The organism is Deinococcus marmoris DSM 12784 (assembly GCF_000701405.1).
Taxonomy (GTDB): Bacteria; Deinococcota; Deinococci; order Deinococcales; family Deinococcaceae; genus Deinococcus; species Deinococcus marmoris.
Genome location: NZ_JNIV01000126.1, coordinates 1 through 10,984, shown reverse-complemented (window position 1 = coordinate 10,984; position 10,984 = coordinate 1). Strand labels below are relative to the sequence as shown.

The 10,984-nt window shown below is 61.2% G+C and carries 14 protein-coding genes, 1 pseudogene and 1 riboswitch; of the genes and pseudogenes, 7 read left to right on the top strand and 8 right to left on the bottom strand.

Annotated elements, in window-relative coordinates:
• Nucleotides 1-71: 71 nt before the first annotated feature.
• The 7 genes and pseudogenes from Q319_RS0120460 to Q319_RS27500 form a co-directional block, all read right to left on the bottom strand.
• Nucleotides 72-656 carry a riboflavin synthase gene (locus tag Q319_RS0120460; RefSeq protein WP_051655614.1) on the bottom strand — a complete coding sequence of 195 codons (585 nt, stop codon included), beginning with the start codon at nt 654-656 and terminating at the stop codon, nt 72-74.
• Between the two features lie 70 nt (nt 657-726).
• Nucleotides 727-1,830, bottom strand: coding sequence for a bifunctional diaminohydroxyphosphoribosylaminopyrimidine deaminase/5-amino-6-(5-phosphoribosylamino)uracil reductase RibD (gene ribD / locus Q319_RS0120455; RefSeq protein WP_245619414.1), 1,104 nt, complete (start codon nt 1,828-1,830; stop codon nt 727-729).
• Nucleotides 1,831-1,866: 36 nt separating this feature from the next.
• Nucleotides 1,867-2,015, bottom strand: a riboswitch (FMN riboswitch).
• Between the two features lie 108 nt (nt 2,016-2,123).
• Nucleotides 2,124-2,222, bottom strand: a pseudogene (locus tag Q319_RS29000) (FAD-binding protein); the annotation flags it as partial.
• 17 nt (nt 2,223-2,239) lie between these two features.
• Complete coding sequence (locus Q319_RS0120450) at nt 2,240-2,707, bottom strand: putative iron-sulfur cluster-binding metallochaperone (protein WP_029484285.1); 468 nt, start codon at nt 2,705-2,707, stop codon at nt 2,240-2,242.
• Between the two features lie 33 nt (nt 2,708-2,740).
• A complete protein-coding gene (locus Q319_RS0120445) occupies nt 2,741-3,160 on the bottom strand; it encodes a MerR family DNA-binding protein (RefSeq protein ID WP_029484284.1) in 420 nt (139 codons plus the stop codon).
• A gap of 387 nt (nt 3,161-3,547) precedes the next feature.
• Nucleotides 3,548-4,387: a GGDEF domain-containing protein gene (locus Q319_RS24940; protein WP_051655613.1), complete on the bottom strand. Its 840-nt coding sequence runs from the start codon at nt 4,385-4,387 to the stop codon at nt 3,548-3,550.
• Nucleotides 4,388-4,577: 190 nt separating this feature from the next.
• The gene (locus Q319_RS27500; protein WP_156039497.1) at nt 4,578-5,108 is read right to left on the bottom strand and encodes an SEL1-like repeat protein; all 531 of its coding nucleotides are present in this window, start codon (nt 5,106-5,108) and stop codon (nt 4,578-4,580) included.
• 705 nt (nt 5,109-5,813) lie between these two features.
• Here Q319_RS27500 and Q319_RS0120435 point away from each other — a divergent pair.
• The 7 genes from Q319_RS0120435 (at nt 5,814) to Q319_RS0120405 (ending at nt 10,536) form a co-directional block, all read left to right on the top strand.
• Complete coding sequence (locus Q319_RS0120435; protein ID WP_029484282.1) at nt 5,814-6,704, top strand: alpha/beta fold hydrolase; 891 nt, start codon at nt 5,814-5,816, stop codon at nt 6,702-6,704.
• A gap of 245 nt (nt 6,705-6,949) precedes the next feature.
• The gene (locus Q319_RS0120430) at nt 6,950-7,219 is read left to right on the top strand and encodes a transposase (RefSeq protein WP_029484281.1); all 270 of its coding nucleotides are present in this window, start codon (nt 6,950-6,952) and stop codon (nt 7,217-7,219) included.
• Nucleotides 7,220-7,239: 20 nt separating this feature from the next.
• Nucleotides 7,240-8,127, top strand: coding sequence for an IS3 family transposase (locus tag Q319_RS0120425; protein WP_029484280.1), 888 nt, complete (start codon nt 7,240-7,242; stop codon nt 8,125-8,127).
• 194 nt (nt 8,128-8,321) lie between these two features.
• Nucleotides 8,322-8,996 carry an HD-GYP domain-containing protein gene (locus Q319_RS0120420; RefSeq protein WP_051655612.1) on the top strand — a complete coding sequence of 225 codons (675 nt, stop codon included), beginning with the start codon at nt 8,322-8,324 and terminating at the stop codon, nt 8,994-8,996.
• Between the two features lie 151 nt (nt 8,997-9,147).
• Nucleotides 9,148-9,393 (top strand): hypothetical protein, encoded by a 246-nt coding sequence (locus tag Q319_RS0120415; RefSeq protein WP_029484278.1) that lies wholly within the window; start codon nt 9,148-9,150, stop codon nt 9,391-9,393.
• Nucleotides 9,394-9,704: 311 nt separating this feature from the next.
• Complete coding sequence (locus Q319_RS0120410; RefSeq protein WP_029484277.1) at nt 9,705-10,061, top strand: response regulator; 357 nt, start codon at nt 9,705-9,707, stop codon at nt 10,059-10,061.
• Between the two features lie 286 nt (nt 10,062-10,347).
• Nucleotides 10,348-10,536, top strand: coding sequence for a hypothetical protein (locus Q319_RS0120405; RefSeq protein ID WP_029484276.1), 189 nt, complete (start codon nt 10,348-10,350; stop codon nt 10,534-10,536).
• Here the strand turns inward: Q319_RS0120405 and Q319_RS0120400 are convergent.
• On the bottom strand, nt 10,533-10,984 hold a 452-nt coding region (locus Q319_RS0120400; RefSeq protein WP_029484275.1), incomplete at its 5' end, for a sensor histidine kinase. The two genes, Q319_RS0120405 and Q319_RS0120400, sit on opposite strands and share 4 nt — an antisense overlap.

The window sequence follows — 10,984 nt, the reverse complement described above, 5'->3', positions numbered from 1 at the left end:
GTCTCCTTGGGTGTGGGCTTGAGAACCTCACCCTACCGGAGACCCGTTTTTTGGGCCACCCCTACTTTTCGTCAAAACTGTCCGAACCATTGATTCACCCGCGTTCCGGCGGTCCAGGTGTGCAGGGTGGTCACCTCCAGGGTGTGCGGAACCAGCCACAGCGTGAACTCGTCGGCACGCAGATCGGCGCGGCTGCCCGCTGGGCCACCTACATCCACCACGGTCAGGCTCACGCCGTCCACCGTGACGCTGCCTTTGGGCACCAGGTAACGGGCCAGCGCGGCGGGGGCGCGCACCGTCATGGTGTACGCGCCGGGCTGGGCCTCAACGCCCAGAATCTCGCCCACACCATCGACATGTCCGCTGACCACGTGGCCGCCGAAGCGGGCCTGCGCGGTCATGGCCCGTTCCAGATTGACCTTGTGACCCCCCTGCCAGTGGGGGGCGGTCTTCGCCAGGGTTTCGCGGCTGAGGTCCACCGTGAAGCCCGCGCCGTCCCAGGTGGTGACGGTCAGGCAGGTGCCGTTCACGGCAATGCTCTCGCCCAGGGAGAGGTCCCCCCACATCTCGTTCGGTTCGATGGTGACCGTCAGGTTGCCCGTGGTGTCCATGGTGTGGGCGATTCGCCCAAGCTGCTCAATGATTCCAGTAAACATAGTTGACCTCAGTGGTGATGGTGGCAAGCCTGCCCGCCACCTCGCTCTCCAGAGGAGAGGAGAAAATGCGTCAAAGGCAGGGAATGTCGCCCAGCAGGCCCGTGACCAGCACATCTGGGCCGAGCGTTTCCACGGTCACGTCGCGCAACTCCTGAGCTTCATGCATGCGGCGGGCGGGCAACGTGAGCGGCGACAGGCCACGGCCCAGCAGTTTTGGGGCGATGAAGACCCGCACCTCGTCCACCAGGCTGGCGTCCAGAAAGGCGCTGAGCAGGCCAGGGCCGCCCTCGAGCAGCAGGCTGGAGATGTCCAAGCGGCCCAGTTGGGTCAGGGCACTCTGGGGCGTTTCGGCACGCACGACGGTGATGCTCGCCGCCTCAAAGGCCAATGTTGCGGCGTCGGGAGCCGTCACGAGCACGCTGCCCGGACGCCACGCACGGGCCTGGAGACTGGACTGGGCGCGGCGATCAAACACAACGGTGCGCGCGTCCCGGCCCCCGGAGAGGCCCCGCGTGGTCAGGGCGGGATCGTCGCTGTGCAGGGTTCCGCTACCGACAGCGACGGCGTCCAGCGTGTCGCGCCAGGTCATGGCCCGCGCCCGCGCCGCCTCGCCGCTGACCGCGCCGTTGCCCTCGTCATGTGCGGCCACCTTGCCGTCCAGGGTCATGGCGTACTTGGCCACCACCCAGGGACGGCCCCGGACAATCAGGCTGCGGAAGCCTACCTGCTGCCGCGTCGCCTGGATTTCCAACACGCCCACGGTCACGTCGATTCCCGCGTCGCGCAGCGCCTGCACGCCGCACCCGGCCACTCTGGGATTCGGATCGAGCGCCGCCACCACCACCCGGCGGACTCCTGACGTGATCAGGGCGTCCGTGCAGGGCGGGGTGCGCCCGTGGTGGTGGCAGGGTTCCAGGGTGACGTAGGCAGTTGCGCCGTGTGCCCCCGCTCCAGCGCCGCGCAGGGCGAACACTTCCGCGTGCGGCTCACCGGCTCTGGGATGAAAGCCCAGGCCCACCGCCTCGTCTTCCTGAACGATGACGCAGCCCACAGGTGGGTTGGGAGTTGTTCGGCCGAGTCCTCTGGCGGCCAGGTCCAGCGCGAGCGTCATCCAGCGCTCGTCTGTGGGCAGGGCCGCTGCCACCCTTTCAGGCGGCGCATTCACTGTATACATGGGTTGTCGTCACCCACCGGGGTGGGCGGGGTGACGTTCCTCCTTCTCTCATCCGGACTGTGACCGTCGGCTCCCGAATTGAACGGGATCGGGCCGGCGCGTGGTGCAGTTTGCGCGGGCTTCGCGGGCTGAGGCCTGGGGCCATCACCGCCGGTAGGGAGTTTCGCCCTGCCCCGAAGGAAGCGGCCCACCCGAGAGTGGGCCACGGTGACGGTAGCAGGTTCGCAGTGAGACAATGTAAGCCGTGCAAACGGCCTGTCCAGTGGAGGATGCCCGGCATGTGCGCAGGTCTCAGCCGAGCTGAGCTGCCCCCGCTCGATCAGTGCGACGGAGCGTCCCTTGAAGCCCAGTTTGAGCGCCAGCGGCAGACCCGCCATCCCCCCGCCGATCACCACGGCGTCGTAGCGGGTCACGCCTGCTCCTGGCGGTCCAGGGTTCGCAGCAAGGCCACGACATTGCCCAGGCAGCACCTGCCCTGCGGGTTGTTGACCTCACACCCGCAGCGCCCGGCCTGGATATGGGCGCGGATGGACGTTTCCAGGGCCTGACCCGTCCCCGAGGCCGCTGCCGCGCTGAGGTCAGCCCGCGTGTGACCGAAGCAATAACAGACCGGAACCCCAGGAGCTTGATCCTTCTGGAAGACCAGCACTTTGAGGTCTTCCGTGCGGCAGATCTGGGCCGCGTTGAAGTACACGACGTCGCAGGTGGGGTCCGGGCAGAACCGGAAAGTGTCTTCCGGCGTCAGTCGGGCCAGGGCGAGCGGGGTCAGCAGGGCCTTGAGGGTGATCAGGGGCACCGCTTTTCCACGGGTGCCACTCACCGGGCAGGACGTTACGTCCTGCCCGGGGGCGCTGGAGGCGCAGCAGTTGAGTTCCATGTCCAAAACTAGAGTCTCCCCTCAGAGGGAGAGTCAAGGGGCCGGTGGATTCAGGTACACGCAGCCTGCCGTATCGCACTCGGGATCAGGGTGCATCTGGGCATACGCCAGCCGCCCGGCGAGTTCGGCCTCCAACGCCTGGAGCTGGGTCAGGTGCTGGCGCACGGCCTGGAGATGCACTTGCAGCTCTTCTCGGACCTCCGCGCACGGCTTGTAGCCCTCCGCCCGAAGGCGGAGGATGCCGGCGATCTCACTGAGGGTAAACCCAACGTGCTGGGCGGAGCGGATGAACTGCACGCGCGCCACACTCTCAGCGGTGTACGTCCGGTAGCCGCTTTCTTTGCGTCGGTGCTCAAGGAGACCGAGGTCCGTCCAGTAGCGCAGAGCCTTGACCCTTTCACCGGTCTCGGCGGCCAGGTGTCCGATGGAAAGTGGCGCGGATTGAAGGGTCATGTTCCGAGTGTCGCAATTTTGCGGGCAGGGCATCGTGGGATGCGTTGCTCCGCACGGACTCGCATCCTGGTCAAGTTTGGCTGAAAGTGAGCTGGCACCTTCCGCTGAGGGATCTCCTAGACCGCCCTACTCAGGTGTTGCTTTTGCTTAGCGTACAAAAATTGCTCAATCGTGATACTGGTGGCGAAGTCAAAATCTCACCTCTTCATCGGTAGACGCCGGTGGCGAAGTCACGAAAAACACTGTTCTGCGAGACCGTCACCAGACTTCGCCACCAGTATCAATCGTGTCCTGACCCCATCTCCAACACATGTCGCAACAGCCGTGGCTCACGCCTCCGCCTTCTCCTGCTCCTTCAGGAGGAGGTTGCTGTCTTGCTGCACGGGTTCAAGTGCGGAAGCGCCGACGTTCCTGAAGGGCAATCGTAGAACGCTCTGCTTTCTGGGCAGCGTACATTTTCTTAGCAAAGTACATCCGCTCATCTGCCAGGCTCAACACCGCCCGAACATTCTCACACTCATGCCGCCACGCAATCCCGATTGCTGCGCTCACGCCGTCGACAAAAGGAATTTGCAGCCGGTCCATCGCCCAGACGGAGAATGCTTCCGGCGACAGCACGGTGTCACGCACCAGGACAACGAACTCATCGCCTCCCAGGCGGTAGACCTGCGCGCGTTGATGCGTCACGCGCGAGAGCCAGACCCCATAGCCCCGCAGAAGCGAGTCCCCCAGCGCGTGCCCGAACTTGTCATTCAGCGCTTTGAACCCATTCAGATCAATAAATACCACAGCGAAGTCGTTGTGCGCCCCCTCCGCAGCTTCCACATCTGCGTCAAAAGCACGTCGATTGTCCAGTCCTGTCAGTGGATCGGTGAGGGCCGCGTGATGGAGCATCGACAGCCGATCACTCAACTGGAGCTTCTCGTGAAGGGCGTCCAGGTACAGCAGTCTCAACCCCAGCACGGCCTGAGCCGAAGCTGGCAAGGGTGCTTCCGGTGTCCATCCCAACAGATAGTTCGGCGCACCCGGCAAGGGAATGGGCTTGCCCTCTTCGTGCGCCGTGCCGGACCACCCCTGCAACGCCAGGGTTCCGTCCTCCTGACGCCACAGCGTGACCCCCGTGAGTGTCTTGACAGAACCCTGCACCAACTGATCCAGGAGCTGCTGCTGGGACTCGGCAACCGCCAGAGTCAACAGCAGCCTTTCATGGTCTGCTTGGCTCCACATCCACTCATCTTATTTGAATTCCCACCCACCTGGATAAGGGTATGTGATCTCCATAAAGTAACTGTATACATTCGTATCTGATGAGCGGCCTGATTTGGGTCAGAAACGGAGAGGATCTATATGTCTACGTTCTTTCGGTATTCCAGTCGTGTGTTACAGTTTAGCGGCAGTTCGTGTGGGGAAGGGAACATCAGAGACTGTCTATCAGGCGCGTGAAGACACTATGACACTCTTTCAAATCTTTTACGTCAGCTATTTTTTCTACCAGTTCTAATTGAATTTCTTCAGTTTCCCTACTGTTGTTTCTTTCGTCTGAAAACTTTATGCATTGTACGTCTTTATTTATCGATCTGATAAGATATTTTATATCTTCGTCTATTTGAAGAAAAATCTCGGATGGATTCACAAGGAAGCACATATAGAAGTTGAATCCCTCATTATTTCTAATCTTTAGAAGGATATAAAATATAGCTTTTGTCGGTAAGTCAGCATCGTGATTACTGTGCTTATCAAGATATTCGAAATATTTTTCCCAGCTATGAATGATATTACCGTAATCTTTAATGAGAGTGTAGATGACCGCTATATCTGATAGGGCAACTGTATAGCCATTGTAGACACTTTTATCATAATTGAGGAGTGCTTTCTCCAGATCAGCTTTTATATATTTTCCATCACTATATAAATCGCCTATTTTTTTATAAGCAATTCCAGAACCCATTTCTCCGGCTGCATTGTATTTGTCCAGAGCATCTTGACAACCCTTAATCGACCTATCGCGGCCCTGTAAGATTTTGTCTGCTTGGTAGAGCAGATCGTCTATTGACTCGACATCATTACTCTAACTCTGCTGCAATTGCAAAAATTGAAAGCGATCTTGGCCGACTGGTCATGGACTGGCAGAGGTGAGGGCCGCTCAGGAAAATGGCGGCGCTGTCCTGAGCGGCCCTCCTTTGGACTGTGTGAAGGGGTGACCTGAGACCTGGATTCTGTTGGCAAAGTCGGTGGCAGTTCCTGAGAGGCGGAATCTGACGAAGCCCAAATTTTGTCAAATCACATGAGAGTTTTCTCGCGCTCCAACGCAAGAGTTTGCGATAATGAAGAAAATGGCTTTGGAAGCTGCTATTTGTTTTCTCCAGAGCGCCGTCTGGTTTCATATTGCCGCGTAAAGGCGTGCCCACCTCGAGCCGCGTTGGTGCGGGCCTTCGGCAGGCGGGATGTGAATGCGTCGGAGCAGAACCTTACCCGTGAAATGACGACGCCAGTCCTCCTCGAACGTACTCTGCTTCTTTAATTCTTGCCGACTTCAAAGAGCCTCTAAAGGCCATCGTCTCCGCTCCTGCCCAGGGTTCCCTAGGCTGTGCGGGCAGTCAAAACGATGTGGACGTCTGACCCCAGGCACGCGGCCCCGTCACAGAGGTATTTCATGAAGCAAGGACACAAGAACAAACTGGCCCTGGGTCTCGCCCTTCTTTCCGGCGCAGCGCTGGCCGGTGGCAGCGACGGCTCGCGGCAGGAAGGCATGCTTGACGTGAATGGAGCGCAGATTCACTACGTCTCGCAGGGCAGTGGCACGCCCATGCTGCTCCTGCACGGCTATCCGCTGAGCGGCGAACTGTTCTCGCGCAACCGGGACGCGCTGGCGAATGCAGGCTACCGGGTCATCACCCTTGATCACCGGGGTTACGGCAAAAGCGTGGCCCCCGAGAGTGACACCGGCTCCATCCAGACCTATGCCAAAGACGCACTGGCCGTCATGGATCAGCTCAATGTTCCCAGCGCCATCATCGGCGGCATGTCGATGGGCGGTCCCATCGTGTTCGAGATGTACCGCACCGCCCCCGAACGCTTCAAAGGCATGCTGCTGATCGACACCATCGCCAACCCCGCCAACGTGGTGGAGAAGGCACTGTGGGGCGGCATGGCGCAGAAGGCCGTGACTTACGGGCCGCAGTCGCTGGTGGGTGAACTGCTCAAGGACATGCTGACCGGCGTGACCCGCCTGGGCAAGCCCGGTGACGCGAAGTTCCTCGGAGACATCGTGAAGCAGGCCAGCGTCGCCGGGGATGTGGCGGGAGCCGTGGCGCTGTCCGAGCGGCCCGACTCCTTGCCCACACTGGGGACCATCACCGTGCCGACGCTGATTCTGGTGGGCGTGGAGGACACCGTGTACCCGCCGCCCTTCGCCATGAAGATGCAGCAGAACATCGCGGGCAGCAGGCTGGTGCTGATTCCTGGAGCAGCCCACGCCGCCATCTACGAGAACGCCCCCTTTGCCAACCGCGCCATCCTGGACTGGGCGAAAACACTGAAGTAGAGGGCGCTGAAGTCAACGGAGCTTGAAAAGTCGGGGCAGCATAGAGCTGCCCCGTTTTTCATGTCAGGGAGGACCCGGAGTTTGGCCCGGCACACAACAGGTGGTCTGCTCCCCGAGAACTGGACGGCATGAAGTAGACACGCAGGCTCGCCTGAGCCGAGTTGGTCTGCTCCCTGAGAACTGGACGGTATGAACTAGAGACTCAGGCTCGCCCCCAGCCTTAGGCTGGAAAGCGAGGCCACCCTATGAAAACCCGTCAGTTCACCGAAGATCAGATCATCAAGCTCCTCCAGGACGGCAAAAAGGGCGAAAAGCCTATTGAAGATCTCTGCCGCGACTTCGGGTGTAGCACCGCGTCGTATTACGCCTGGAAGAAGAAATACGGCGACACCAATGTCGACGAAGCCAAACGGCTTCGTCGGCTGGAGAAGGAAAACGCCCGTCTCCTTCGGATCGTCGGCCAGCAGCGCCTCGAGATTGATGCCATGACAGAGGTGATTGGGAAAAAGCGGTAACGCCCACCGAGAAACGCGCCGTGGTCAAGCAACTGATTACGGCGCACCTCAGGCCCGAACGGGCCTGTGTTCCGGTGGGCCTCTCCAAATCTTCCTGGCACTATCAGGCAAAGCCGCGTCAGGACAGCGAACTTCGGCAGCGCATCCATGACCTGGCCCGGCAGTATCCCCGTCGGGGATACCGCTTCATCCATGCCCTGCTCGTTCGAGCAGGGATCAACATCAACAAGAAGCGCGTTCGGCGAATCTGGCGCGAAGAGGGACTTGCCATCAAACCCAAAGTATCCCAAAAAATTCGCACTGGGGCGACGATTCCTATGCAGGCCGAGTACGCGGATCACGTCTGGACGTACGATTTCATCTTTGACCAGACCCTGGAAGGGACCACCCTGAAAATCCTGACCCTGACCGACGAATTCACCCGACAGTCCCTGGCCTTGCAGGTGGCGACGTCCTTCACCTCCAAGGAGGTGAAGGACGTACTCCGGGACGTGATTGCGGGGCGCGGTTCCCCAGCCTTTCTTCGCAGCGACAACGGTTCCGAATTCATTGCCCGTGATCTCGGAATCTGGCTGACGGTCCAGGACATCGGCACCCGATTTATCGAACCAGGGAAACCATGGCAGAACGGCTTCGCGGAGAGCTTCCACGCCCGTCTGCGGGCCGAATGTCTCAATCAGGAAGTCTTCTATTCCGCTAAACACGCCCAGGTGCTGCTGGATGATTGGCGGACGTTCTACAACGCCCGCAGACCCCACTCGTCACTCGGCTACCGGACCCCAGACGAGTTTGCTGAGCAGGCCAGGGGACGGGCTGACGCCCCCCTTTGCGGAGACAACACCGCAAAGGTGCCCGTCAGCCCGTCCCCTGGGCGAGCAGGGAAAGCTGATGTTGTACCCTTGACCTGAGCCGAGTCTCTACTCGAAACCGTCCAACTTTTGGGGCCAGCCCAGAGTCTCTACTCGAAACCTCCAAACTTTGGGGCCAGGCCAGGATCAGCTCACCCCGGCCATACGCTCTGCGCCCCGCTGACGCCGGACTGGCCTCCTCTGGGACTGGACGGGTGAGATGCAGGTGAGGTCCGAAAGGCTATCCTGATGCCATGTGGAGTGGCAAGCGGTGCGTTCTGGCTGACGCTGATCTGGACGCTGTCCAGATGGCCTTCCAGCGGCGGTTGGCGGCGGACCGGCAGGCCGACGCGGCGTGTGACGCTGCGTTGCGCTCGCTGGCCCTGATCCTGGAGGCCCGGGACAGCGAGACCAGAGGTCATACAGACCGGGTGACCGAACTGGCCCTGCGCATGGCTGGAGCGCTGTGCTGGTCACCGTCCCAGACGCGGGCGCTGCGCTGGGGGGCGTACCTGCACGACATCGGCAAACTTGATGTCCCGGACGCGGTCCTGCTCAAGCCTGGCCCGCTGGACGCCGCCGAGTGGACGGTCATGCGTTCACACGTTGAGGCCGGGTTGCGCTTTGCGGCGGGGCTGGACGCTTTGCCAGAAGCGTCGCTGCGGGTGGTGCGAGATCACCATGAGCGCTGGGATGGCCAGGGTTACCCGGCGGGCAAGGGGGGCAACGAGATCAGTCTGGAAGGCCGTGTGTTCGCGCTGTGTGATGTCTACGAGGCACTGGTGAGCGAGCGGCCTTACAAGGTGGCGTGGACGCATGAGGCGGCTCTGGCTGAGATCGGGGCGCAGGCGGGACGGCATTTTGATCCGGTGTTGACGCAGGTGTTCGTGGAGCTGTTTGGCCAGAGCGAGGGCCGGTTGGCCGGGTGACCCTGCCTGGAGTATGGGGAAGCCACGTCATCTCTTGATGTTGGTGGCGAAGTCTGCTGACGGTTTCGCAGAACAGCGTTTTTCGCAACTGCCTGCTGCTACCGCGCGATGCCCCACAGTTCAGCCATCTTCATGAGCTTAAAATTAAGACATGACAGACCAAGGGAGCTTGCTGCCTTCCCCCCCCACCTGTGACTTGTCCCTCACCCCCGACGAATACCGGCTGATGGCCGATCTCCTCCTAGAACATCTCGAGGCCAACCATCTGCGCGACGAGCGGCTCGAGGGCCTGGTCAACCGCCTGTACATCCTGGCCGTCCGGGCCGTCCACCCCGACGCGGAACCGTTGCTTGAAGACCTGTCCGCCCAGCCAGCACACCACCCCGCTGCGGAATGAACCGCTACACAGTTGAGATGACGCTGAAGGCCCATTCACACGGCTTTGCGTCGGTGAGGCAGAGGTTCTCTACGCTGGGGTATGGACGACGATCAGTGGGTAGACTCGGGCATGTGCAGCGTCTCTGCGGCTCGCGTCGAGCAGTTGCGCGTCTGGTCCGAACAGGCCATGCGCCGCCGTTTCGAACTGGACCGCCCGGGAGATGGAATGTCAGGTATTGCGCGACGCCCGGATGGGCCGGGTTCAGCCCTTGGCCGCCCCCTTCAGGGAGCATGGATGAGTCGACGGAACCACCCCTCCCAGGGCAGGGCATGACCCGGGTGCTGCTGGTCGAGGACCACCTGACGGACGTGGTGTTGTTGCGCGAACTGCTGTCTTTGATGGCCGTGGAGTGGGCGCTGGAAGATGTGCCGACGTTCGCAGAGGCGGTGGGGCGCTGGCCCGGCGGAGCGTTTGACCTGCTGGTGGTGGATCTGAATCTGCCGGATGGGCAGGGCCTGGAGCTGCTGACCCGCGCGCTGGAACTGGCGTCGGGCGTACCCGTGGTGGCGATGAGTGGCAATGAGAACCCCAGGCTGGCCGCGCAGGCCGTCCAGTTGGGGGCCAGAGGCTATGTACTCAAGGACCTGGAGGCCGCTGAACATCTGCACGACATTGGCCTGACCTGAGAGTCGGAACCGAAACCTGCGCTAAGGGAATATTCCTGCTGTAATTGTTATTATCGCAGGATTCCTGAGTGTATCGCCCGACAAAAAGGACAACGACTGGAACAGGATTTCGCCAGTTTCTGGCACTTATCACAGGAAAAGCTTCGCACCACCAATCTGTGTAGCACCAGCCCAATCCCAATTCTTGAAAATAGTCGTCTGGAACGGTGAATCTTTACTGGGGAGTTCGCTTAGCGCAGGTTTCGGTTCCGATTCTCAGGTCAGGCCACATTGTCGCGCAGTTGACTTGAGGCGTCCGAGGTGCACAGCGCTGCCCAAGGCCCTGGACGGAGCGCTGTTCGGGGAAGGCGAGTACACACTTGAGGTTCTGCGCGGGAAGACCAGCCGGGTCAAGCTGCGCGAGCATAACGCGGAAGCCGTGGAAGGCCAGCGGCAGGCCGAGGAAGACCGCGCCGCTGAGGAGACCCTCGCCTAGTTGCCGTCCAGGTCGAGCGGGCGGACGTGCGGCAGCGTGAACGAGAACGTGGTGCCTTCTCCCAACACACTGTCCGCCCAGATGCGGCCCCCGTGGCGCAGGATGATCCGGCGCACCGTCGCCAGGCCGATGCCGGTGCCCTCAAACTCGCTGTGACGGTGCAGGCGCTGAAAGGGACCGAACAGCCTGTCCGCGTACGCCGGATCAAAACCCACCCCGTTGTCCCGCACCCACACCGTCCACGCCTCCTCCCCCGCCTGCGTGCCGATCTCGATGACCGCCTGCTCCCGGGGGCGCGTGAACTTCACCGCGTTGCTCAGCAGGTTGGTCAGCACCTGCTGCAAGGTGGCCGGGTCCCCCATCACCTGCGGCAGTGACTCCACCCGCCACTCGATCTGGCGATCCTGGACTTCGTCCTCGACGCCTTTGCGGGCGTGGTCCACCAGCA

Excerpts from the sequence above, each read along its gene's own strand:
- Q319_RS0120460 (WP_051655614.1), bottom strand. The coding sequence starts at position 656 with ATGTTTACTGGAATCATTGAGCAGCTTGGGCGAATCGCCCACACCATG.
- ribD (WP_245619414.1), bottom strand. The coding sequence starts at position 1,830 with ATGTATACAGTGAATGCGCCGCCTGAAAGGGTGGCAGCGGCCCTGCCC.
- Q319_RS0120450 (WP_029484285.1), bottom strand. The coding sequence starts at position 2,707 with ATGGAACTCAACTGCTGCGCCTCCAGCGCCCCCGGGCAGGACGTAACG.
- Q319_RS0120445 (WP_029484284.1), bottom strand. The coding sequence starts at position 3,160 with ATGACCCTTCAATCCGCGCCACTTTCCATCGGACACCTGGCCGCCGAG.
- Q319_RS24940 (WP_051655613.1), bottom strand. The coding sequence starts at position 4,387 with ATGTGGAGCCAAGCAGACCATGAAAGGCTGCTGTTGACTCTGGCGGTT.
- Q319_RS27500 (WP_156039497.1), bottom strand. The coding sequence starts at position 5,108 with ATGGGTTCTGGAATTGCTTATAAAAAAATAGGCGATTTATATAGTGAT.
- Q319_RS0120435 (WP_029484282.1), top strand. The coding sequence starts at position 5,814 with ATGAAGCAAGGACACAAGAACAAACTGGCCCTGGGTCTCGCCCTTCTT.
- Q319_RS0120430 (WP_029484281.1), top strand. The coding sequence starts at position 6,950 with ATGAAAACCCGTCAGTTCACCGAAGATCAGATCATCAAGCTCCTCCAG.
- Q319_RS0120420 (WP_051655612.1), top strand. The coding sequence starts at position 8,322 with ATGTGGAGTGGCAAGCGGTGCGTTCTGGCTGACGCTGATCTGGACGCT.
- Q319_RS0120415 (WP_029484278.1), top strand. The coding sequence starts at position 9,148 with ATGACAGACCAAGGGAGCTTGCTGCCTTCCCCCCCCACCTGTGACTTG.
- Q319_RS0120410 (WP_029484277.1), top strand. The coding sequence starts at position 9,705 with ATGACCCGGGTGCTGCTGGTCGAGGACCACCTGACGGACGTGGTGTTG.